21 protein-coding genes are annotated in these 20,615 nt (G+C 75.6%); 6 read left to right on the forward strand and 15 right to left on the reverse strand.

What is annotated here, in order from left to right:
• Nucleotides 1-134: 134 nt before the first annotated feature.
• The 7 genes from ACFVU7_RS27100 to ACFVU7_RS27130 all read right to left on the reverse strand — a co-directional run bounded on the left by ACFVU7_RS27100 (nucleotide 135) and on the right by ACFVU7_RS27130 (nucleotide 6,361).
• The gene (locus tag ACFVU7_RS27100; RefSeq protein WP_117485736.1) at nucleotides 135-1,067 is read right to left on the reverse strand and encodes a S1 family peptidase; all 933 of its coding nucleotides are present in this window, start codon (nucleotides 1,065-1,067) and stop codon (nucleotides 135-137) included.
• Between the two features lie 250 nt (nucleotides 1,068-1,317).
• On the reverse strand, nucleotides 1,318-2,550 hold the full coding sequence (locus tag ACFVU7_RS27105; RefSeq protein ID WP_388047816.1) for an MFS transporter: 1,233 nt from the start codon (nucleotides 2,548-2,550) through the stop codon (nucleotides 1,318-1,320).
• A gap of 50 nt (nucleotides 2,551-2,600) precedes the next feature.
• Entirely contained in the window at nucleotides 2,601-3,692 is a 1,092-nt protein-coding gene (locus ACFVU7_RS27110; protein ID WP_049651746.1) for a PLP-dependent cysteine synthase family protein, read from the reverse strand.
• Between the two features lie 60 nt (nucleotides 3,693-3,752).
• The gene (locus ACFVU7_RS27115) at nucleotides 3,753-4,112 is read right to left on the reverse strand and encodes a hypothetical protein (RefSeq protein ID WP_388047567.1); all 360 of its coding nucleotides are present in this window, start codon (nucleotides 4,110-4,112) and stop codon (nucleotides 3,753-3,755) included.
• Between the two features lie 127 nt (nucleotides 4,113-4,239).
• Nucleotides 4,240-4,725: a hypothetical protein gene (locus tag ACFVU7_RS27120; RefSeq protein WP_388047569.1), complete on the reverse strand. Its 486-nt coding sequence runs from the start codon at nucleotides 4,723-4,725 to the stop codon at nucleotides 4,240-4,242.
• A 352-nt stretch (nucleotides 4,726-5,077) separates the two neighbouring features.
• Nucleotides 5,078-5,635 (reverse strand): GNAT family N-acetyltransferase, encoded by a 558-nt coding sequence (locus ACFVU7_RS27125; RefSeq protein WP_380742265.1) that lies wholly within the window; start codon nucleotides 5,633-5,635, stop codon nucleotides 5,078-5,080.
• Between the two features lie 66 nt (nucleotides 5,636-5,701).
• Nucleotides 5,702-6,361: a phosphoribosyltransferase gene (locus ACFVU7_RS27130; RefSeq protein WP_388047571.1), complete on the reverse strand. Its 660-nt coding sequence runs from the start codon at nucleotides 6,359-6,361 to the stop codon at nucleotides 5,702-5,704.
• 453 nt (nucleotides 6,362-6,814) lie between these two features.
• Here ACFVU7_RS27130 and ACFVU7_RS27135 point away from each other — a divergent pair, with 453 nt between their 5' ends.
• Both ACFVU7_RS27135 and ACFVU7_RS27140 read left to right on the forward strand, forming a co-directional pair.
• On the forward strand, nucleotides 6,815-7,300 hold the full coding sequence (locus tag ACFVU7_RS27135) for an ATP-binding protein (protein ID WP_387825582.1): 486 nt from the start codon (nucleotides 6,815-6,817) through the stop codon (nucleotides 7,298-7,300).
• Between the two features lie 142 nt (nucleotides 7,301-7,442).
• The gene (locus ACFVU7_RS27140) at nucleotides 7,443-8,360 is read left to right on the forward strand and encodes a phosphotransferase (protein WP_388047573.1); all 918 of its coding nucleotides are present in this window, start codon (nucleotides 7,443-7,445) and stop codon (nucleotides 8,358-8,360) included.
• A 68-nt stretch (nucleotides 8,361-8,428) separates the two neighbouring features.
• On the opposite strand, the gene tsaA is transcribed toward ACFVU7_RS27140, so the two are convergent.
• A complete protein-coding gene (gene tsaA / locus ACFVU7_RS27145; protein WP_380779718.1) occupies nucleotides 8,429-8,875 on the reverse strand; it encodes a tRNA (N6-threonylcarbamoyladenosine(37)-N6)-methyltransferase TrmO in 447 nt (148 codons plus the stop codon).
• A gap of 115 nt (nucleotides 8,876-8,990) precedes the next feature.
• On the opposite strand from tsaA, the gene ACFVU7_RS27150 reads away from it, so the two are divergent.
• Nucleotides 8,991-10,142 (forward strand): hypothetical protein, encoded by a 1,152-nt coding sequence (locus tag ACFVU7_RS27150; protein ID WP_388047574.1) that lies wholly within the window; start codon nucleotides 8,991-8,993, stop codon nucleotides 10,140-10,142.
• A 59-nt stretch (nucleotides 10,143-10,201) separates the two neighbouring features.
• On the opposite strand, the gene ACFVU7_RS27155 is transcribed toward ACFVU7_RS27150, so the two are convergent.
• Together ACFVU7_RS27155 and ACFVU7_RS27160 are read right to left on the reverse strand one after the other, a co-directional pair.
• Nucleotides 10,202-10,687 (reverse strand): hypothetical protein, encoded by a 486-nt coding sequence (locus tag ACFVU7_RS27155; RefSeq protein WP_388047576.1) that lies wholly within the window; start codon nucleotides 10,685-10,687, stop codon nucleotides 10,202-10,204.
• Between the two features lie 36 nt (nucleotides 10,688-10,723).
• Complete coding sequence (locus ACFVU7_RS27160) at nucleotides 10,724-11,365, reverse strand: DUF4937 domain-containing protein (RefSeq protein WP_388047578.1); 642 nt, start codon at nucleotides 11,363-11,365, stop codon at nucleotides 10,724-10,726.
• Nucleotides 11,366-11,541: 176 nt separating this feature from the next.
• On the opposite strand from ACFVU7_RS27160, the gene ACFVU7_RS27165 reads away from it, so the two are divergent.
• Both ACFVU7_RS27165 and ACFVU7_RS27170 read left to right on the forward strand, forming a co-directional pair.
• Nucleotides 11,542-12,546, forward strand: coding sequence for a GlxA family transcriptional regulator (locus tag ACFVU7_RS27165; RefSeq protein ID WP_380779725.1), 1,005 nt, complete (start codon nucleotides 11,542-11,544; stop codon nucleotides 12,544-12,546).
• A gap of 34 nt (nucleotides 12,547-12,580) precedes the next feature.
• Nucleotides 12,581-13,333: an MBL fold metallo-hydrolase gene (locus ACFVU7_RS27170; RefSeq protein ID WP_388047579.1), complete on the forward strand. Its 753-nt coding sequence runs from the start codon at nucleotides 12,581-12,583 to the stop codon at nucleotides 13,331-13,333.
• Nucleotides 13,334-13,389: 56 nt separating this feature from the next.
• Here the strand turns inward: ACFVU7_RS27170 and ACFVU7_RS27175 are convergent, their stop codons facing one another.
• The 5 genes from ACFVU7_RS27175 to gcvPA form a co-directional block, all read right to left on the reverse strand.
• A complete protein-coding gene (locus ACFVU7_RS27175) occupies nucleotides 13,390-14,043 on the reverse strand; it encodes a GntR family transcriptional regulator (protein WP_049657573.1) in 654 nt (217 codons plus the stop codon).
• A 139-nt stretch (nucleotides 14,044-14,182) separates the two neighbouring features.
• Nucleotides 14,183-14,929: an SDR family NAD(P)-dependent oxidoreductase gene (locus ACFVU7_RS27180; RefSeq protein WP_380742288.1), complete on the reverse strand. Its 747-nt coding sequence runs from the start codon at nucleotides 14,927-14,929 to the stop codon at nucleotides 14,183-14,185.
• A 24-nt stretch (nucleotides 14,930-14,953) separates the two neighbouring features.
• The gene (locus ACFVU7_RS27185) at nucleotides 14,954-16,159 is read right to left on the reverse strand and encodes an ATP-NAD kinase family protein (RefSeq protein WP_388047580.1); all 1,206 of its coding nucleotides are present in this window, start codon (nucleotides 16,157-16,159) and stop codon (nucleotides 14,954-14,956) included.
• Nucleotides 16,156-17,754, reverse strand: coding sequence for an aminomethyl-transferring glycine dehydrogenase subunit GcvPB (gene gcvPB, locus ACFVU7_RS27190; RefSeq protein WP_388047582.1), 1,599 nt, complete (start codon nucleotides 17,752-17,754; stop codon nucleotides 16,156-16,158). The genes ACFVU7_RS27185 and gcvPB overlap by 4 nt, the downstream gene beginning before the upstream one ends.
• Nucleotides 17,751-19,124: an aminomethyl-transferring glycine dehydrogenase subunit GcvPA gene (gene gcvPA / locus ACFVU7_RS27195; RefSeq protein ID WP_375875943.1), complete on the reverse strand. Its 1,374-nt coding sequence runs from the start codon at nucleotides 19,122-19,124 to the stop codon at nucleotides 17,751-17,753. The genes gcvPB and gcvPA overlap by 4 nt, the downstream gene beginning before the upstream one ends.
• A 153-nt stretch (nucleotides 19,125-19,277) precedes the next feature.
• Between gcvPA and ACFVU7_RS27200 the strand changes: the two genes are divergently transcribed.
• Nucleotides 19,278-20,612, forward strand: coding sequence for an ABC transporter substrate-binding protein (locus tag ACFVU7_RS27200; RefSeq protein ID WP_388047584.1), 1,335 nt, complete (start codon nucleotides 19,278-19,280; stop codon nucleotides 20,610-20,612).
• Nucleotides 20,613-20,615 lie beyond the last annotated feature (3 nt).

A 20,615-nucleotide genomic window follows, 5' to 3' on the forward strand; every position in this document is an offset into this window, starting at 1 on the left:
CCACAAAAACACACATACCTCCCTCGGGGCCCCCCTTCTTTTTTCCCCCCCCCGGCGCCCCCCCCCCCCCCCCCCGGGCGGGGCCCCCCCCCCCCGCGCCCCCCCCCCCCACGGCTCGCAGGGAGCGGCCGGTGTCAGTACACGCTGACCTGGTACGCGGAGAGCGCCGCGTTGACGGGCTGGTAGAAGGTCGTCCCGCCCGAGGTGCAGTCGCCGCTGCCGCCCGAGGTGAGGCCGAGCGCCTTGGCCCCGTCGTACAGCGGGCCGCCCGAGTCGCCCTGCTCGGCGCAGACGTTGGTCTGGATCAGGCCGCGGACGGTGCTGCCGTCCGTGTAGCGCACGGTGGCGTTGAGCCCGGTGACGGTGCCGCCGTGGGTGCCGGTGGTCGAGCCGGTGCGCTGCACCGCCTCGCCGACGACGGCGTCCGGGGCGGAGGTGAAGCCGCCCGGGTGGCTGAGCGCGCCGTTGTCGTAGCGGACCAGCGCGTAGTCGTGGCCGGGGAAGGTCGAGCCGATGGTCGGGCCGATCAGGTTGGCGTGGTTGACGTCGGTGTACCAGTTGGCGGCGACGTTGCCGCAATGCCCGGCGGTGAGGAAGTAGTAGGTGCTGCCGCTGACCACGTTGAAGCCGAGCGAGCAGCGGTACTGGCCGCCGTAGATGGCGTCGCCGCCGGCGAGCAGCGGGGTGAACGCGCCGGGGACCCGGTGGACGGTGATGGTGGACGCGTCGGCGCCGGCGGAGCTCATCAGCTTGGCGAGCGAGACCGGGGAGACGGTGCTGTCGGCGGTCACCACGACGTGTCCGGCGGCCTCGTCGACGTACCAGGCGGTGCCGTTGACCTCGGCGCCCAGGATGGCCTCGCTGACCGCCAGGAGCTGTTCCGGTCGGGCGGTGGGGGCCGTGGGGACGGTGGGGGCGGTGGGGATGGGAGCGGCTGCGGCGCCCGGCGCGGCGACCGCGGTGGCGGTCAGCAGGCCCAGGGCGGCGGCGAGCAGGCGGAAGCGGCGCGTACGGCCGGTACGGCGGGTGGTGCCGGGTGTGGTGCCGGTGCGGGGCGTGGGGCGCATGGTCCTCACCGATCTCCTCCAGAGGGGGGCGACGGCCCTGAGGGTTGGGGCCGTGAAGCGCGGTCAGGCGATGGGCGGACCCCGGCCGGTGCTCTCCGGAAGCACGGCGGATGATCAGCTCCTGACCGGCGCTGACCGGAAGTATGAGGAAACGGACCGTTCGGTACAAGCTTCCTGATGGGGTGTCGGCGGACCCGCAGGCTCAGGAGTGAGCCCGCGGGTCCGCCGTTCGGCGGCTGCCGTGCCGCTCCTACAGGGCGGGCACCGGTTCGGACCCGGCGAGCCGGCGGCCGCGGTGGAGGGCGCGCAGCGAGAGCGCGCACGCCGCCCCGAGGGCGCACAGCGCCAGCCAGGGGAGTGCGGCGAGCCCGGCCGCGCGGGCGGCGTCCAGGGCCGCGCCGGTCAGCAGGTTCCCCAGGGTGATGCCGACCCCGCAGACGGTGTTGTAGAGCCCGTAGTGGGTGGCGACCAGGCGGTCCCCGGAGAGCCGGACCACGGTGTCCATCTCGAACGGGTACGCCAGCACCGTGCCCAGGGCCAGCAGGAACGCGGCCAGCGCCGGCGGGCCTGCGGCCAGCGCCCAGCGCCCGGGGCCCGCCCCCGGGACGGGCAGGGCCGAGGCGGCGAGCAGCGGCAGGAAGGCCGCGCCCATCACGGCCACCCCCGCGACCAGGGCCGTCCCCGGCGCGATCCGGGCCCGGCACCAGGCCGTCACCCTGGTCTGGAGCAGGATCGTGCCCAGCCCGGACACCACGAACAGCAGCGCCGTCGCCACCGTCCCGCCGGTGCCGCCGCCGCCCAGCCGGCGGACCTCCAGCGGCAGCGCCAGGTACACCTGGAAGGACAGCACGTACGAGCCGGTCATCGCGCCCGCGAAGAGCAGGAACGGCCGGTTGGCCAGCACCCCGCGCCACTGCGCGAGGACACCCGTACGCTCGTGCCCCTCGTCCGGCCCGGAGCCCCGGCGGGCCGGCAGCGACCGGATCTGCACGGCGCTGAGCACCGCGAACACCCCGGCCGCGACCAGGCAGGTGGTGCGGAAGTCCACCGCCGTCAGCGCCATGCCCACCAGCGGGCCGAGCAGGACGCCCGCCTGGTAGAAGACGTTGAACAGGGCGAACGCGGCCACCCGCCGCTCCTCGCCCGCGTCCCGTGCCAGGTACGCCCGCACGGCCGGGTTGAACAGCGCCCCGGCCAGGCCGGTGGCCGCCGAGGCCGCCACCAGGGCGGGCAGCGAGGAGGAGAGGCCGAGCGCGGCGAAGCCGGCGGTGCGCAGCAGGCAGCCCGCCACGATCAGCGGCTTGTAGCCGAACCGGTCGGCCAGCGTGCCGCCGACCAGGAACATGCCCTGCTGGGTGAAGTTGCGCACCCCGAGCACCAGCCCGACCGTCCAGCCGGCCAGGCCCAGGCCGCCGGACAGGTGCGCGGCCAGGTAGGGCATCAGCATGTAGAAGCCCAGGTTGATGGTGAACTGGTTGACCATCAGCAGCCGGACGCTGCGCTCGTGGCCCCGGAACTGGGCGGTCAGCCCCCTCACGCGGCACCGCCGGGGGCGCCCGGGAGGGTCAGCGGGTCGACCACCTCGGCGCAGCGGGTCCAGCGGGTGACCTCCCGCTCGTCCGGCCGGGCGAGCTCGTCCGGGCCGTCCGCCGGCGGGTGGTCCAGCAGGTCGTGCGCGGCGCCGTACTCGTCGTCGTAGACGGTGCCGAGGTAGCGCTGCGGCCCGTCCGGGAAGATCGCGGCGATCCGGGTGCCGGCGGGCCGGGTGCGGGCCAGCCAGCCGGCCACCAGGGCGACCGCGCCGACGCTCCAGCCGCCGGTGGCGTAGTGCGAGGCGGCCAGCCGGCGGCAGGTCCAGACGGCCTCGGCCGGGGCGACCCAGTGGACCTCGTCGAAGGCCTGGTAGGCGACGTTGCGCGGGTAGATGCTGGAGCCCAGGCCGCGCATCAGCCGGGTCCGGGCGGGCTGGCCGAAGATCGTGGAGCCGACGGTGTCCACCCCGACCACCCGCAGCCCCGGGTAGAGCTGGCGCAGGACGCGCGAGGTGCCGGCCGAGTGCCCGCCGGTGCCGACGCTGCACACCAGCACGTCCAGGTGGCCCAGTTGGGCGGCGAGCTCCAGCGCCAGCGGGGTGTAGGCGGTGGTGTTGTCGGGGTTGTTGTACTGGTCGGGGCACCACGATCCCGGGTGGCGGGCCAGCAGTTCGGCCACCCGGTCGCGCCGGGCCTGCTGCCAGCCGCCCCGCGGGTGCGCACTGGCGACCGCCTCCACCTCGGCGCCGTACGCGGTGAGCAGCCTGGTCATGGTCGGCTCCAGCCCCGGGTCGGTGACCAGCGTGACCGGGTGCCGGTACACCATGCCGGCCAGCGCGAGCCCCAGTCCCAGCGTGCCGCTGGTGGACTCCACGATCCGGCCGCCCGGGCGCAACTCGCCCCGGGCCCGCGCCCGTTGGACCATGTGCAGGGCCGGGCGGTCCTTGATGCCACCGGGGTTGAAGCCCTCCAGCTTGGCCCAGAAGCCGCGGCCCGCCGGGGCGAGCGGCTCGCCGATCCGCAGGACCGGGGTGTTGCCGACCAGGCCGCTGAGGGCCGCGTGGTCGTCCGTGCGATGGGTGAGGGACGTCATGTCTCGTCTCCTGTCGGGAGGTTGGCGGAAGGTACGGCAGCTCGGACGGACGCCGAGCCGCTATATCCGCCACCGACCGGTGACCAGCAACGGGCCTCTCGGCCCGGACGTACGGGCGGCGCGCCCGGCGGCGGCCGTCGGGCGGGGCGCGGCAGGCACGGCCCGGTCCCCGCCGGGGACGGTGGCCGGGGACGGAGCGGGCAGGGCCGTCGACCGGACGGACCGCTGCGCGGGCGCGGCGGCCTCCCCGGTCGCGCAGTGCCGCTCCAGGGAGTCGGCGGGGAAGTCGCCCGGCTCGGCCGGGGCGGTGGCCGCCGCGGGGGAGCGGAGCGGATGGGCGTCGAGGTGCTGCTGCGGGCAGCCGACGGGCAGCAGGGAGAACAGGCCGAGCAGCAGCGCGGCCAGGAGCCTGATGGGCATGACGGGACTCCGCGCGGCCGCGCGGGGGCGGCAGCGGATCGCGGGGGCGGAGGGGGCGGACACGGGCGACGGGCGCCGGCCCGCGCGCCGCGAGGCGGGCGGGGGCGGGGCGCGGCCCGGGGCCGGTCTAGACCCTCAGCCGGGCGATCCGGTGCGGGGGTTCGAGTGTTCCGGGAGCGGTGTTCCCGGCTCCGGCGTCTCCGGTGCCTCCGGCCGTCGGGCCCGTCGGGTCGGGCGCCGGTGCGGCGTCCCCGAGGGTGGGCTGGGCGGCGACGGCCGACCAGGCGGCCTCGGCGTCGGGGCCGTCCTCGGGCTTCCCCGACAGGCACTCGCCGCCGGGGTGGTCGGCGTCCTCGCCGTGCTCCTGCTGGTGGGCGGGCCGCGTGGGCTGCGGAGCCTTCGGCGAGTTCGGAGCCTGGGGGCTGTCGCCCGCCGCCGTGGCGTGGGCGGACCAGACGATCCGGATCGGATCGGTGTGCCCGGCGCCGGTCTCCGCGCTGAACCCGTGGGACGCGAACACGGCCATCAGCAGGGCGCCCAGCCAGAACAGCCGCGCCGCCACCCCTCGGGGGTGGGCGCGTCGTGTACGCAACGGCGACCGGGCGGTGACCATGCCGTGATCCTAGCCCGACTTCCTGCTTCGCCATAGCGCGCCTCGGTTGGTGTGATGAATCGTCAACTGGCTTCATCCGGAGCGCGATCGAAAGAGTCGGAAGAAAGTGTTATCGGCGAGGGCGGGGAGGGTCTCCTGGGCACGGGAGTGAACGCGCGATGCCGTGGGTGAGGTCCACGGCGGGAACGCGGAGTGCGAGATGGGGCGCTCCGCGCGGAGCCAGAGGTCTCCGACCGCGTCCGCCCCCGACGCGCCGCCGGACCGTCCCGTCCGACGGGCGCACCCGGCGGTCCGCACGCTCCCCCCTGGCTGCGGACCGCCGGGGTCACCGGACCGGGTGCGGGCCACCGGGTTATTGAGCCGAGGCCCGTTCCTTGGTCAGCCGCCAGACCAGTTCCTCCCCGGTCTCCGCCGGGGCGAGCACCTCGGCGGGGCGGCGCAGGTGCTCGGTGAAGCCGAGGCGGGCCGGGACGGCGCCGCTGGCCCGGTTGGCCGGGTCGTGGACGATCTCGACGGCCTCCACCCCGGGGAGGCGGAAGGCCTCGTCGGCCAGGGCCCGCGCCGTCCGGGTGGCCAGCCCGCGCCCGGTGGCGGCGGGGTGCAGCCAGTAGCCGATCTCGCGGACCTCGTCCGGGGTGTCCTCGCGCCGGAACAGCCCGCAGGCGCCGACGATCGCGCCGTCGAGCACGATCGCGTACGTGAAGTCCCGCCCGTTCGCCCAGAGTTCCGCGCGGCCGGCGAGGAACTCGGCGGTCTTGGCGCGGCTGTGCTCGCCCACCCAGGGCATCCAGGGCCGCAGGTGCTCCAGCGACTCCTCGATGACGGCGAAGAACTCGGGCAGATCCGCCTCGCCGTCGAAGCGGCGCAGGGTGGCCCCGTCCAGGGCGATGACGTGCTGGGGATGGTTCATGGCAGGAGGATGGTCCGTGCACGCCTCGCCGGGCAAACGGGTTTTCCGGCCGGGGTCGTCCGATCGTCAGTCCGGGCCGTCCGCCGGGGTGCGCCGCTGCAGCAGGACGGCCGCCTCGCGGTCGGTGACCTCGTGGAACTCGCCGTACCAGGGCCCGGCGGCGTGCGCGTAGCGGGGCAGGTGCAGGCAGACCACCGCGTCCACGTCCCGGCGCAGGTCGGCCGCGATCCGGGCGTCGCCGACCGGCGCCGCGAGGATCAGCCGCTCCGGGTGGTCGGCGGCCAGGGCGTGCAGGGCCGCCCGGGCGGTGAGCGCGTCGGTCAGCCCGTCGGAGACCAGGACGGCGGTGCGCCCGCTCAGCGGGAGCCGGGCCCGGCCAGGGCGGTAGAGCGCTTCGCGGCGGTGGACCTCGACCCGCTCCCGTCTGACGCTCGCGTCCAGTTCGGCCGAGGTGATCCCGAGGCTCTCCAGGGCGTATCGGTCGAGCAGCGGCGGGTCGCCGTCGGCGATCGCGCCGACCGGGCGGTCGTGGCCGGGCACGGTCAGCGGCCGGACCACCGTGGCGTCGAGCGGGGCGCCCAGCGACTCGGCGACCTCGGCTGCCACCGGCAGCCCGCCGGGGGCCAGGCCGAGGACCACCAGCCCGGCACCGGCCCGCCCGCCCAGCAGCGGGGCGAGGCTGAGGGCCAGCTGGTGGCCGGCGGCGCTGCGGTCGAGGAATCTCACGGGCCCGTCCTCGTCCTCCAGGTGTTCGAGCGGCTCGGCTGGGACCGGGGTGGTGCGGACGGGCGAGCGGCCCGCGGGCGCCGTCCGTTCCGCCCCGTCACCGGGGCGGCTGCCCCGTTGCGGCGGGCTCTAACGTCCGGGCGCGATCCGGGGGTGGTACGGAACGGACGGCGCGTGTGCACCGGCGGGGAACGGGCAGGCGCGGGGCATGGACGGCCGACGGACGGTGCTCCCGCTCGCACCAGCGGTGAGGTCCGCCTGGCACCGTGCACCCGGTGACGGCCCCGCGCCGTCCCCGCGGGACCACGAGCGAGGCGCCCGGCCGGAGGCGCGACCGGTCGCTCGGACGGCCGGGCCACGGCTGCTCGCGAGAACCGGGGCCGACCGCGTGCCACGGCCCCACCCCGGCCACCACCACGCCGCCTGAGCCGAACCGACGTGAGGAGGCAGGCCGTGGACCGCCCCGGGAACGGTGGGCCCCCAGGCCGGGAGCAGGTCAGGCGACTGGCGCTCGAAGGCGGCCCCGGCACGGTGCGGCGCAGCCGCGAGTTCAGCCGACGGGCGCTGGTGTCCTGGCAGTGGCTCCCGGCCGTCGACGAGGACCGGCGGGCCGCCGCCGAGGACGTCCTGCTGATGGTCGCCGAGCTGGTCGCCAACGCCTGTCTGTACGCTCCCGGCGGCCCGAGCGAGCTGCGGCTCCACTGGGACGGTGCCCGGCTGCGGGTGGAGGTCGCGGACGCCAGCCCCGTCCCGCCGCGGCTGCGCCCGTCCGCCGGTACGGGCCGCCCGGGCGGGCACGGACTGCGGGTGGTGGACCGGCTCTCCGCCGCCTGGGGCTCCCGGCCCGAGGCCGGCGGGAAGCTGGTCTGGCTGGAGGTGTCGCGCCCGCCGGCCCTGACGGCGGCCGGTGCGGACGGGGCGCCGGAACGGCCGGGCTGATCGCCGCACGTCCTCGCCCTCGTCCGGGGGTGCGTCCGGCGCTCCGCAGCCGGCGCACGGCACCCGTCGAACTCCGGGGCCCGGCGCGCCCTTTCCCGTTCCCGTGGCACCGCCCCCCGCTGCCCGACTACCGTTGCCCGGCATGACCGACACCGGGACCGACATCACCGCTGAGCTGGTCCGCGCGCTGCTGCGCGACCAGCACCCCGACCTGGCCGACCGCCCCGTGACGCTCGGCGCGCGCGGTTGGGACAACCAGCTGTGGCGGCTCGGCGACGACCTCGCCGTCCGGCTGCCCTGGGCGACGACGTCGGCGGACGAGCTGCTGCGCAAGGAACACGCCTGGCTGCCCGCCCTCGCCCCGCACCTGCCGCTGCCCGTCCCCGTCCCACAGCGCTTCGGCGAGCCCTCCGAGCGGTTCCCGCGGCCGTGGATCGTCACCACCTGGGTGCCGGGCGAGCCCGCCGACCGCGCGCCCGCCACCCGCGCCGCGCGGGCCGCCGACACCCTGGCCGCCTTCCTGACCGCCCTTCACCGCCCCGCCCCCGCCGGTGCGCCCGCCGGTCGCGGCCGCGGCGGACCGCTGGCCGACCACGCCGAGGGCTTCGCCAGGCAGCTCGCCTCGGCCGTCGAACTGGGGCTGCTCCCCGACCCGGAGGCCGTCCGCGCGGTCTGGGAGGACGCCGTCACCGCGCCGGAGTGGACGGGCCCGGACCTGTGGCTCCACGGCGACCTGCACCCGGCCAACGTGCTCACCGCCGACGGCACCTTCTGCGGTGTGATCGACTTCGGCGACCTCTTCGCCGGTGACCCGGCCGGTGACCTCGCCGCCGCCTGGATCCTGCTGCCGGACGGCGCCGCCGACCGCTTCCACGCGGCCTACCGGCCCGCCCCGGACCCCGCCACCCTGCGCCGAGCCCGCGGCTGGGCGGTGCTGCGCGCCCTCTCCTGCCTGCGCATCGGCCACGCCGGCGACCACGGCCGCCCCGGCGGCAAGCCCACCTGGGGCCCACCCGCCCGGGCCGCCCTGGCCCGCCTCGTCGCCACGGCGGGCCGCTGACGGCGCGCTGCCACCGTCATGCGCTGCCCGGGCCGGCGACGGCGCCCCCCGCCGCCCCCGCCGACCCGCTACCGTTCGGCGAGCCCGGGCAGCACCGGCTTCACGTCCAGCACCGGGGTGCCGTCGATCGCCTCCAGTCCGCTGACCCGAAGCCGCGGGCCGTCCACGGCCAGGACGGTGACCCGGTGCAGCCCGATCGGGTTCGGCCGGTCCGGCGAGCGGGTCGCGAACACCCCGGTCTCCGGCCGGGAGCGGTCCCCGCGCGGACGCACCGCCAAGACCTCCCGGTCCGCCCGGTGCAGCCAGGTCAGCAACAGCACCTCCTGCCCGGCCACCAGGTCCCGCAGCCCCCGCTCCACCTCGGCCTCGAAGGCCACCCACGCCTCCGGCGCGCCCTCGTCCCCCTGCCTCGGCGCCCCCGCCCGCTCCAGCAAGGGCGACTCCACCCACCCGATCGCCCGCACCTCGAACCCGCGCTCCCGCTGGTTCCGCTCCCGCAAACCCCTGTCCGTCATTGCGCCCTCCGTGCACCCTCGGCTCCGTCCGGCAGCACGGTAGCGGGCCCGGGTGTCGGTGCCCCGGTGCAGACTGGAAGTTCCCTCTCGTGGTTGATGGCAGAGATGAGACGCCATGAACGAGTACGACGGTGAACTCCCTACGCGCAACCTGGTCTTCAACACCGACCTCGACCGCCTCCTCGACCTCGACCGAGACGACCTCGGTGTCCCCGAACAGCCCGGCCTGTGGCACCGGCTGCGCGCCGACCGGCGGCCGGTGGCCCAGCGCGGGCTGCTCTGCCCCATCTGCCGGGACGCCCGCCCCGACCAGCCGGAGTGGATGTACCTGTCGTTCCGGCGCGGTCGGCGCATCGCCTCCCACCACAACCCGCACCGCCGGGCCCACACCGCTGCCCAGGACGAGCAGCGCAAGGCCTACCAGGAGCGCTACGCCCGGGCCGCCGAGAGCGACGGGCACGCCGTCGAGATCGGGGCCGGGACGGCCGACGGGCGGCGGCCCGCCGTCCTGGTCACCGGCGCGGACGGCCGCCGGTTCGGGTTCGAGCCCCAACTCTCGTACGTCAGCGCGCAGTCCGTCCGGCGTCGGAACCGGCTGGCGCGGGAGGACGGCATCACCGCGGTCTGGCACACCGTCGACCCGAACGCGCCGCTCATCGACCAGGTCCACTGGGTGCGCACCGACAACCTGCCGGCCCGGGCCATCCGCGAGGACCGCGACCTGCTGCTGCGCGGCGGGGTGCGGACCCTCCAACTGCTGAAGTGCGACCGCGTCAGCCCGCGGCCCTGCCAGGTGCGCGGCGGCGGCCGCTGCGGGCGGTGGCACCCGACGTGGGCGGTGCTGGTCCCGCGGATCGACGACTTCGTGCGCCGGGTCGCCGGCGGCGTGTATGTGCCGATCACCCAACGGACCCGGAACGGCGGCCCGCTGCGATTCTGGGCGCCCGAGGCGGACCGGCGCCGCTTCCTCGCCAACGGCGGGGTGCTGGCGGACCGGACGGACCGGCCGGTGATCCCGCGTCAGCGCGGGGCCGACCACCCGCGGGTGCCGGAGCAGCGCCGTGCTCCGCACCGCCCGCCGCATCGGCTGCTGCTGCCCGGGGACCCGTACGACCCGGTGGGCGAGCCGCTCACTTCCGATCGGGTGATCCCGCCGGTGCGGCGGGAGATCTGCTCGGCGGGCCGGATCCCGTGCGGAGCGCCGGGAGCCCGGCTGTATCCGGGCGGCTGGTACTGCGACGCCCACCGGCCGGGGGCGCCGGGGTGACGGCGCGGCCCGGCCCCGCGTGGTCGGCGCCCGGTCCGGCGGCGACGGCGCGAGGGAGCTCACCGCGGCAGGCAGGACTCCTCGCCGATCGCGACCAGGAGTTCGAGCGGGAACTCCCGGTCGGCCTGCCCGATGATCAGGCCCACCCAGCGCCCGGCGGACGGCACCCGCCACACCGGCAGGTGGAAGACGAGGGAGGCCAGGGAGACCAGCGGCTCGGGCCCGTCGGTGTCGGCGAAGTCCGGCTGGTCGTACCCGAGGTGGGACCAGAGGTCGATCGTGTCCGGGGCGCCCCAGCGGTCGGTCAGGACGGCGGTCAGGGCGGTGAGGTCGGCTTCGAGTTCCTCCTCGGCCTCGGTGACGGTCTCGGGACCCGGGTCGTCCCAGAAGTCGCGGCTCGCCCGGAGCACGGCGAGCTGGTGCCCGGGGCCGCCCCAGCCGTGCTCGGTCCTCGTGTCCGCGCGCTCGGGGAACGGGGCGGCGAGCAGGGAGTCGAGGACCGACAGCTGGTCGTCGACGGAGCCTACGGAGTGCGGCAGTGACATGGCCCGGAGTGTAGGGCCGGCCCCTGACAGGCCCCGTCACGGCGACCGGACGGGGAGGACCAGCCAGGACGGTTCGAGCGGGAGCAGGTGCCCGGTGAGGGTGTGGACGTCGGTGGGGACGGCGGCGCGGGGGAGCAGGGCGGGGAGGTGGTCGGTGGTGTAGGCGTGGTGGGCGGCGGGGGTGGTCCAGAGGGTGGTGACGAGGTAGCGGTCGGGCGCGAGGCGGGTGACGGCGCCGCCGAGCATGCCGTCGGCGGCGGCCATGCCCGGGGCCCAGAGGCGGTGTTGGACGTCGAGGAAGTGGTCGGCGCGCCCCGGGTGGAGGCGGCAGTCGGCGGCCCGCAGGACGGTGGCGCGGGTGAGGGCGTCGGGGAGGGACGGGGAGGAGCCCGGCATGGTGAGGACGACCGGGCCGGTGGCGACCTCGATCGCGCTGTAGGCGGAGTGCTGGGCGGCGTCGGCGGCGGCCCGGTCGTGGCGTTCGCGCAGGAAGCGGGTGTAGGCGGGCTCGTCGGCCCACAGGGCGAGGAGGAGGGCGCGGTCGCCGTCCGGTGCCCAGCCGCCGGTCTGGCCGACCAGGCCCGGCTGGTCGGAGATCGCCGACCAGCGGCGCTGGCCGGCGGCGAACGCCTCGCGTGCTCCGGGCCGTACCCGGCAGTCGATCCACTTGCCCCACATGCGGGCCATCCTGCCGCCGGGAGGCGGAGGACGGTCAATCGGGCGCTGGTCGCGGGGGCGGTACGGCCGGGGGCGTAGGTCCTCTCTTTCGGATGACGAGAGGACCCGGGCCGATGGCCGGATGTTGCAGAGTCCCGTCATTGCCGCCAGAGCCGACTCCGGGCGAGGGTGGGGGCATGGACGACGCACTCCGCCTGCCGCATCTGGTCGTGGTCCCGGTGTTCCCCGGGGTGAACGCGCTGGACGTGGCCGGGCCCGCCGAGATCTTCGCGCTGGCCGGCCGGCTGCTGCCGCCCGGGCGGCCCGGGTACGAGGTGCGGGTGTGCGCCGAGCGGAGCGGGCCGGTGGAGACCTTCTCGGGGGTGCCGCTGCACGTGACCGGGACGCTGGCGCAGGCGCGGGTCCGCGCGGACACGGTGCTGGTGCCGGGCCGGGTGGACCTGGGGCCGGACGGGCCGGTGCCCCGGGTGGACCAGGCCGTGGTGGCCTGGCTGCGGGAGGCCGGCCCCCGGGCCGGACGGGTCGCCTCGGTCTGCGCGGGCGCGCACGTGACGGCGGCGGCCGGGCTGCTGGACGGGCACCGCGCGACCACCCACTGGGCGACCGCCGAGCGGCTGGCCGCCGACCACCCGGCCGTCGAGGTGGACGCCGATCCGGTGTTCATCCGCTCCGGGCGGATGTGGACCAGCGCCGGCCTGAGCACCTCGATGGACCTCACCCTGGCGCTGGTCGCCGAGGACCACGGCGACGACCTCGCGCTGGAGATCGCCCGGATCATGGTGATGTACCTGCAACGCCCGGGCGGCCAGAGCCAGTTCAGCGTCCCGCTGGCCCACCGCCCGGGCGGCCGGGCGGACCTGCGGGACCTGCGCCGCTGGATCGGCGAGCACCTGGACGCCGACCTGTCGGTGCCCGCCCTCGCCGGCCGGCTCGCCATGAGCGAGCGGCACTTCGCCCGGGTCTTCCGTACGGAGACCGGTACGACGCCCGGGGCGTACGTCGAGGAGCTTCGGCTGGAGGCGGCGCGCCGGCTGATGGAGCGCACCGACCACCCGCTGCCCGGGGTCGCCCGGGCCTGCGGCTTCGGCTCCGTCGAGACCCTGCACCGGGTGTTCCGGGACCGGCTCTCCACCACGCCGGGGGACTACCGGAGCCGCTTCCGGGTCCGGACCGACAACTGACCGAACGTCAATTCACCGCAAGGGAAAGAACACTGTGAAGATCAAGGCCACCCACATCGGCACCGCGACCGTCCTGCTGGAGGTCGGCGGGCTGCGGCTGCTCACCGACCCCGTCTTCGATCCGGCTCCGGCTGAGTACCGGCACGACCCGGTGGTCCTGCGCAGCACCGGTGCTCCGGCGATCGGTGCGCACGAGCTGCCGCCGGTGGACGCCGTGCTGCTCAGCCACGACGAGCACCCCGACAACCTGGACGCCAGCGGCCGGACCCTGCTCGCCGGGCGGCCGGTGCTGACCACCGTCAGCGGGGCCGCCCGGCTCGGCGGCGGCGCGCTCGGGCTGGCACCCTGGCAGAGCCGCACCCTGACCGTGGACGGCCGGACCCTGCGGGTGACCGGTACGCCGGGCCTGCACGGTCCGGTCGGGGACGTGACCGGCTTCGTGGTCGAGGTGCCCGGCGAGGAGGAGGCGCTCTACGTCTCGGGCGACACCGTGCACATCCCCGAACTGGACGCGGTGGGGCGGAAGTTCCGGATCGGTACGGCCATCCTGCACCTCGGTGCCGCCCGGATCGGGGCCTTCGGCGGCGGTGGGCTGATCACCATGGACGGGGCGCAGGCGGCCGCGCTCACCGCCTCGCTCGGCGCCCGCCGGGTCGTCCCCGTCCACTACACCTCGTGGGAGCACTTCACCGAGGGGCGGGCGGAGACCACCGCGCGGTTCGAGGCGGCCGGCCTGGCCGACCGGCTGCACTGGCTCGCCCCGGGCGTCCCGGAACTGCTGGGCTGACGGGGCGGCCCGGAGTGCGGCGACCGGCTCGGAACGCGGCTCCCGGGGCAGGCGGCTCAGAACGCGGCGACCGGGGGCAGCCGGTGCAGGATGCGTTCCATGCCGCCGGTCCAGTTGGCCTCCAGTGCGGCGACGGCCTGGTCGATGTCGCCGTCCAGCAGGCACTGGGCGATCCGCTCGTGCTCCTCGGCGGCGCGCTCCAGGATCTCGTGGTCGCCGACCACCACCCGCTCGTAGCGGTGCAGGGTGAGCTTCAGCGAGTCGATCATCTCGCGCAGCCGGGCGTTGGCGCAGCCGGAGAGCAGCAGGGCGTGCCAGGCGTCGTCGTGGCGCTCTATCGTGCCGTGCGGGGCCTGCGGGGCGGAGAAGGCGCGGGCCTCGGCGAGCAGCCGGGGGGCGATCTCGGCCAGGTGGGCCGGGTCGGAGGTGCGCAGGGCCAGCGACTCCAGGGCGATGACGATCGCGGTGAGGTCGAGGAACTCCTGTTTGCCGGTGGGGGCGAAGCGGAAGCCCTTGCCGCGTTCGCTGGTGATGATGCCCTCGCGCTCCAGGCTGATCAGGGCCTCGCGCAGGGGGGTTCGGCTCACGCCCAGTTCCTCGGCGAGCTGGACCTCGTTGATCGACTCGCCGGGGGTGAACCGGCCGCGGCCGAGCTGCTCCAGGAGTTCGTCCTTGACCTGCTCGCGCAGCGGACGCCGCTCGATCGCCATCGGGCTTCCCTTCTTCCTGGTCGGTAGCGTACCGGCCGGGCGACCGGCACCGGTGGCCGGGCGGCCGGCCACCAGCGGTCGGGCGCCCGGCCACCGGTGCCCGACCGCCCGGGCCGGGTCCTGGCGGGCGGTCAGGCGGTCAGGCGGTGCCGGCGCCGTCCACGGCGATGACCGCGCCGCTGACGAAGGCGGCGGCGTCGCTGGCCAGGAAGGCGACGGTCTGCGCGATGTCCCGGGGCTGGCCGATCCGGCCGAGCGGGCGGTCGGCGGCGTCGGTGTAGAAGGCGTCGGGGCTCTCGCCGAGTTGGCGGGCCTCCTCGGCGAGCATGCCGGTGTCGGTGTCGCCCGGGCAGACGCAGTTGACCCGGATGTTGTCCGGGCCGTGGTCGATGGCCATCGCCCGGGTCATGTTGACCACGGCGCCCTTGGAGGCGCAGTAGGAGATGGCCCGGCCGCCGCCCTTGATGCCCCAGCCGGAGCCGGTGTTGACGATGCTGCCGCCGCCGCTCGCGGCCATCAGCGGCACCACCAGTCCGCTGAGCAGCATGATCGAGCGGACGTTGACGGCCATCACCAGGTCCCAGTCCTCGTCGCTGATCTCGGTGACGGTGGAGCGGCGGATGATGCCCGCGTTGTTGAACAGCACGTCCACGCCGCCGTGTTGCTCGACGGCGGTGCTGACGGCCCGCTCGCAGTCGGCGCGTCGGGAGACGTCGCAGCGGACGAAGGTGCCGCCGATCTCCTTGGCGGCCTGTTCGCCGCGCTCGGCGTCGAGGTCGAGGAGGACGACGGCGGCGCCGAGTTCGGCGAGCAGGGCGGCGGTGGCCCGGCCGATGCCGGAGGCGGCGCCGGTGACGATCGCGCGCTTGCCGTGCAGGTCGATCATGGGGGCTCCTCTGTGGGTGGGAGGTCAGGCGGAGAGGCGGTACACGGCGCCGGAGCGGCGGCCGGTGATCACCCGGACGTGGCCGGAGAGGGCGTCGTCCAGGTCGGGGTCGCCGGTGTCCAGCAGCAGCGGGCGGCCCGCCAGGGCGGCGAGCTTCGCCTCGGTGGCGAGCACCAGCAGCCGTTCCCGGCCCGCGGCGCGCAGCAGTTCGGGGGTGAGCTGCTGGTTGCCGCGGCCGAGCAGGAAGCCCTGGCCGCCGATCGGGGAGAGGGCGATGCAGGGGGTGGTGGGCAGGGCGCGCAGCTGGTCGGCCCGGGCGTCGCGGATCAGGAGGCGGGCGGCGGTGGCGAGGCCGTCGGCGTGGCCGGGGCCGAGGGCGCTCGCGGGGCCGAGCCGCAGCAGGTCGACGCCGGTCAGGCTGGCGCCCGGCGCGCCGAGCGCGGTGGCCACCGCGTAGGTGGTGCTGCCGGGCCCGAGGAGCAGCAGCCCGCCGGGGCCGACGCGTTCGGCGACCTCGGCGGCGAGGCCGGCCGGTGTCCCCGGGTCGGGCCCGGAGCTGCCGGTCTTGCGCTGCTGGACCCGGGCGGGCAGCACGGGGACGGTCAGTCGGCCGTACAGCCGGGCGGAGACCCGGCCGGCCCGCAGCGCGGCCTCGTCCCGGTCCACCACCTCGGCGGCCGTCAGCCGGACGCCGCGGCCGGCCGCCCAGGCCGCCGCGACCTCGGCGGCGGCCCGGGGGTGGACGGCGAACACGGCGGAGTGCATCTTGACCCCGGCGGGGATGCCGAGCACCGGCACCCGGGGCTCGGGCCCGAGCGCGTCCAGCACGTCGCGGGCGGTGCCGTCGCCGCCGCAGAACAGCAGCAGCCCGGCGCCGGCCGCGACCAGGGCGCGCACCGCCGCCCGGGTGTCGGCGGCGGTGCTCGGTTCCCCGGTGCCCGGTGCCCCGGCGGCCCGCGGCCCGGTGCTGTGGTGGACGACCCGCGCGGGCCGGCCGGCCGCCCGCGCCGCGGCGGCGCCCATCGGGCCGTCGACGGTGATCAGTTCGACGCCTGAAGGAAGTTGACCGATCGTCAGCGCTGCCCGGGCGACAGCCTGCGGGCGGGCCCCGAGCGCCAGGGCCCGCCGCTGGACCTCGGCGCCGTCGCTGCCCTTGAGGCCGACCAGGCCGCCGAGGCCGGCGACCGGGTTGACCACCAGCCCGATCCGGGCGCCCGGGGCGGAGGTCACGGCCGCTCGCCCAGGACCTTGCGGCGGTAGGCGCGCCAGCTGACCGCCCAGACCGCCGGGTCGTCCAGCGGCTCGTGCCGGATCCGGTGCACGGTGGAGTTGTGCGGCGCGGTGCGGACGGTCTCCGGGTCCTCGTACGCCTCGCGGGCGACCTCGGCGAGGATCGCCGCGTACTCGTCCAGGTCGGCCCGGGAGTAGGACTCGGTGGGCTCCAGCGTCATCGGCTCCGGGACGACGTACGGGTGGTGGCTGGTCCAGTAGTGGGTGCCGAAGTCGGCGGCGCGGTAGCCGAGGTCCTCGCTGTGCAGGCCGGTGTCCTCGTTGAGCTGCTGCCAGCTGTAGCGGACCTGCTCGACCCGGGGGCGGCCCTCGGCGTACGGGACGGAGACGCCGCGGATCCGCCGTACCCGGTGCAGCAGGTAGTTGTTGTTGAGCACGGCGGTCTCGGCGGCCTCGCGCAGCCCCTCGGCGCCCAGGGCCGTGATCCAGGCGTAGGCGCGCACCAGGTTCGGCACGACGCCCAGGTAGGGGCGGATCTTGCCGACCGAGTCCGGCCGGTCGTCGTCCAGGACGTACCGCTCGCCGTCGAACTCGATGGTGGGGCGCGGCAGGTAGGGCGCGAGTTCGGCGGTGACGCCGCAGGCGCCGGCCGCCGGTCCGCCGCAGGCGTGCGGGGTGGAGAAGGTCTTGTGGAGGTTGAAGTGGCACAGGTCGAAGCCGGCCTCGCGGGCCCGGGTGATGCCGAGGATGCCGTTGGCGTTGGCCTGGTCGTAGGCGCACAGGCCGCCGGCCTCGTGGACGATCCGGACGAACTCGGCGATCCGGGGGTTGTAGATGCCGGTGTCCTCGGGGTTGGTGATGAGCAGTGCGGCGGTGCGCGGGCCGACGGCGGCGCGCAGCGCCTCGATGTCGGGGTAGCCGTCGGCGTCGGGGTGCAGGGTGATCACCCGGAAGCCGGCGGTCTTGGCGCAGGCGGCGTTGGAGGGGTGGGAGAAGGCGGTGGTGATGATCTCGTCGCGCTGCTCCAGTTCGCCGCGCGCGGCGTGGTGGGCGCGGATCACCGAGACGTTGGTCCAGATCGCCGCCGAGCCCGCGCCGGGCTGGAGGCTGACCCGGTCCATGCCGGAGACCTCCTTGAGCAACTGCTCCAGCCGGTGGACGAGTTCGAGCACGCCCTGGACGGTGGAAGGGTCCTGCGCGGGGTGCAGGGCGGCGATCCGGGGGTCGCGGACGAAGGTGTCGTTGACCTTGGGGCTGTACTTCATGGTGCAGGTGCCCTGGCCGACGTCCACGTTGAGGTCGGCGCCGAGGTTCTCCTGGGAGAGCCGCAGGTAGTGCCGGAGCACCTGCTGCTGGCCGAGTTCGGGCAGGGCGGGCGGTGTGGCACGGCGCAGCGCGGCGGGCAGCCGCTCGGCCGGGTCGCCGACGGCGGCGGTGACGGCGGGCTCGGGCAGCGGGGGCAGGACGCCGCGCTCGCCGGGGGCGCCGAGCTCGAAGACGAGCTTCTCGTCCCAGCGGGCCTGGTGGAAGCGGCGCAGGGCGGGTTTGGGGGCGATCCGCGGGTCCACCGGCTCGGTGTTCTGACGGTTCGTCACTTCGCGATCTCCTCAAGTGCGTCGGCGAGGCGGTCGATGTCGGCCCGGGTGTGCAGCTCGGTCACGCAGTAGCGGCCCTCGCGGGCCGCGGCCCCGTCGGCCCCGACCGGGGTGCCGCCGTGCAGGCCGCGGGCGAGCAGGGCCTCGGCGGTCTCGGCGGCGGTGCGCTCGCCGGTGTAGCGGACGGTGAAGTCGGCGAAGTGGACGGCCCGCGGGTCCGCGAGCTCCACGCCGGGGACCTCGGCCAGCCGCTGCCGGGCGTAGGCGGTGTTGGCGAGGATCGTCCCGCCGATCTCCCGCATGCCGTGCGGGCCCATCAGCGTGAGGTAGACCCCGGCGGCGATGCCGTGCAGGGCGGCGGCGGTGCCGACCCACTCCTTGCCCTCCTCGCGCACCGCGAAGGAGGTGCGCTCGTACGCGACGTCGCCGAAGCCGTACTCGCCGGGGACGTCGGTGGGGACGAGGCCGAACAGCCGGCTCGGGTACTCGGCGACCAGGCGCTCGTCGTCCGGGCTGCCGATGAAGCCCGCGTTGCCGCCGCCGTAGCTCGGATGGATGCCGAGCGGCTGGAGGTCGCCGCAGGTGAGGTCGGCGCCGAGCTCGGCGGGCGGGGTGAGCACGCCGAGGCTGAGCGGGTGGACGTGGGCGACGGCCAACGCGCCCGCCTGGTGGGCGAGTTCGATGTAGCTCGGCAGCTCCTGGTCCACCCGGCCGTCGTGGTCGGTGAGTTGGGCGTAGACGGCGGCCGCGTCGCCCTCGGCGAGCGCGGCCCGGACGGCGGCGGGATCGGCCGGGACGAGGACGAGCTCGTGGACGCCCCGGACGTAGTCGCGGATCCGGGAGATCCGGTCCGGGTCGATCGCGCCGACCAGCACCAGCCGGCGCCGCCCGGTGGCCCGTCCGGCCATCCGCAGCGCCGTCGCGGCGGCCTGGAACCCGTCGTACGTCGGCACGTTGACGACGTCGACGGCCAGCAGCTCGGCCATCAGCGACTGGTACTCCCACAGCGCCTGGAAGCGGCCGTGGTCCTCGTACGGCTCGCCCGCGTAGGCGGTGAGGAACTCGCTGCGGTTGACGATCTCGTCCACCACGGCGGGCACGTGGTGGCGGTAGCAGCCGGCGCCGAGGAAGCTGCGGCCCGGCGGGACGGCGGTGTTGCGGGAGAGCAGCTCCTCCATGTGGGCGACCAGCCGGGCCTCGGAGCCGAGCGGCTCGGGCAGCCGCAGCGGGCGGTCCAGCCGGAGGGCGGCCGGGATGTCGGCGTAGAACTCCTCGACGTCCTGGGCGCCGACCTCCGCCAGCATCGCTTTCCTCACCTGCGGGGCGGAGTTGGGGATGTACGGGTGGGTTCGGGGGACGCGTGTGCTCATGCTGGCACCTTCCGCGATTTCAGTCACAAGCCTTGACGGGGTTGTGAATGCTGAGTTCTGTATACAGCATTCGGCATTCACCAGTCGGGAGGCAAGATGTCCGCACGAACCCGGCACAAAAAAGATCCCCAACCAGCCCGTGACCAGGGCGAATTGACATCAGGTCCGGCACGGCGCCGGATCCTCTCCGCCGGACTCGCGGGCGGCGCGCTGCTGATGGCCGGCGCCACCGGCTGCGCGACCGGCGGCGCCGGCGGCACCAGTGCCAAGCAGCTCACCGGCAGCCCGGGCGCCGCCCTCTCCGGCAAGGTCGTCATCTGGTCCTGGGACGTCGCCGCCAAGGCCATGCAACGGCTCGGCAAGGCCTTCGAACAGGCCCACCCCGGCACCACCGTCGACGTGGTGGACATCGGCTACGACAACGCCTACGACAAGATCTCCGTCGGGTTCGGCGCCGGCAGCGGACTGCCCGACATCCTCACCGTCGAGGGCCACAAGCTGCCCACCTACATCGGCAACTTCCCGAACGGCCTGGTCGACCTCACCAGTCGCGCCGCAGGCCTCAAGTCCCAGTACGCGGAGGCGTCCTGGCGGACCGTCACGGATGCCAAGGGCAAGGTCTTCGCGCTGCCCTGGGACAGCGGGCCGTGCGCCCTGTTCTACCGGCGCGACCTGTTCCAGCAGGCCGGCATCGACCCGGCCGGCCTCGCCACCTGGGACGACTACCTCACCGCCGGCACCGCGCTCAAGGCCGCCACCGGCAGGAAGCTGCTCATCCTGGACGCCAAACAGGACAGCTTCTTCGCCATGCTGCTCCAGCAGCAGGGCCAGCGCTGGTTCACCGACGGCAAGGTGGCCGTCGCCACCCCCGCCGCCGAACGCGCGCTCACCCTGCTCAAGCAGCTCGTCGACCGCGACCTGGTGGACTTCGAGAACGGCTGGTCCGGGCTCGTCTCCGGCACCCACGACGGCAAGGCCGCCACCACCCCCACCGCCGCCTGGTGGGACGGCACCCTCACCAGCGACATGGCCGACCTCGGCGGGAAGGTCGGCGTCGTCCCGCTGCCCGCCTTCACCCCCGGCGGCCCCCGCACCTCCAACAGCGGCGGCTCCACCCTGTGCGTCACCGCGCAGAGCCGGAACCCGGAGACGGCCTGGGCCTTCCTCTCCTTCCTGCTCGCCGACAAGGCCAACCAGGCCTCGATGATGCAGCACGAAGGCCTCTTCCCCGCCTACCTCCCCGCCCTGGACGACCCGTACTTCCAGCAGCCCGCCCCCTACTACGGCGGCCAGCCGGCCATGGAGCTGTTCGCCGGACTCACCCGCGCCATCCCCACCGTCGAGCTCACCGCCGACGACTCCAAGGCCGGCGACATCGTCACCACCGCCGTCAACCAGGTGCTGCACAACGGCGCCGACCCGGGCACCGTCCTGCGCTCCGCCGCCCGCCAGATCGCCACCGCGACCGGCCGCCAGACGGTCGGGTAGGCG

Source organism: Kitasatospora sp. NPDC058046 (assembly GCF_042885595.1).
Classification (GTDB): domain Bacteria; phylum Actinomycetota; class Actinomycetes; order Streptomycetales; family Streptomycetaceae; genus Kitasatospora.

Bases quoted from the DNA above. Each gene is read 5' to 3' on its own strand.
- ACFVU7_RS27100 (WP_117485736.1), bottom strand. From the start codon at position 1,067: ATGCGCCCCACGCCCCGCACCGGCACCACACCCGGCACCACCCGCCGT.
- ACFVU7_RS27105 (WP_388047816.1), bottom strand. From the start codon at position 2,550: ATGGTCAACCAGTTCACCATCAACCTGGGCTTCTACATGCTGATGCCC.
- ACFVU7_RS27110 (WP_049651746.1), bottom strand. From the start codon at position 3,692: ATGACGTCCCTCACCCATCGCACGGACGACCACGCGGCCCTCAGCGGC.
- ACFVU7_RS27115 (WP_388047567.1), bottom strand. From the start codon at position 4,112: ATGCCCATCAGGCTCCTGGCCGCGCTGCTGCTCGGCCTGTTCTCCCTG.
- ACFVU7_RS27120 (WP_388047569.1), bottom strand. From the start codon at position 4,725: ATGGTCACCGCCCGGTCGCCGTTGCGTACACGACGCGCCCACCCCCGA.
- ACFVU7_RS27125 (WP_380742265.1), bottom strand. From the start codon at position 5,635: ATGAACCATCCCCAGCACGTCATCGCCCTGGACGGGGCCACCCTGCGC.
- ACFVU7_RS27140 (WP_388047573.1), top strand. From the start codon at position 7,443: ATGACCGACACCGGGACCGACATCACCGCTGAGCTGGTCCGCGCGCTG.
- tsaA (WP_380779718.1), bottom strand. From the start codon at position 8,875: ATGACGGACAGGGGTTTGCGGGAGCGGAACCAGCGGGAGCGCGGGTTC.
- ACFVU7_RS27150 (WP_388047574.1), top strand. From the start codon at position 8,991: ATGAACGAGTACGACGGTGAACTCCCTACGCGCAACCTGGTCTTCAAC.
- ACFVU7_RS27155 (WP_388047576.1), bottom strand. From the start codon at position 10,687: ATGTCACTGCCGCACTCCGTAGGCTCCGTCGACGACCAGCTGTCGGTC.
- ACFVU7_RS27160 (WP_388047578.1), bottom strand. From the start codon at position 11,365: ATGTGGGGCAAGTGGATCGACTGCCGGGTACGGCCCGGAGCACGCGAG.
- ACFVU7_RS27165 (WP_380779725.1), top strand. From the start codon at position 11,542: ATGGACGACGCACTCCGCCTGCCGCATCTGGTCGTGGTCCCGGTGTTC.
- ACFVU7_RS27175 (WP_049657573.1), bottom strand. From the start codon at position 14,043: ATGGCGATCGAGCGGCGTCCGCTGCGCGAGCAGGTCAAGGACGAACTC.
- ACFVU7_RS27180 (WP_380742288.1), bottom strand. From the start codon at position 14,929: ATGATCGACCTGCACGGCAAGCGCGCGATCGTCACCGGCGCCGCCTCC.
- gcvPA (WP_375875943.1), bottom strand. From the start codon at position 19,124: ATGAGCACACGCGTCCCCCGAACCCACCCGTACATCCCCAACTCCGCC.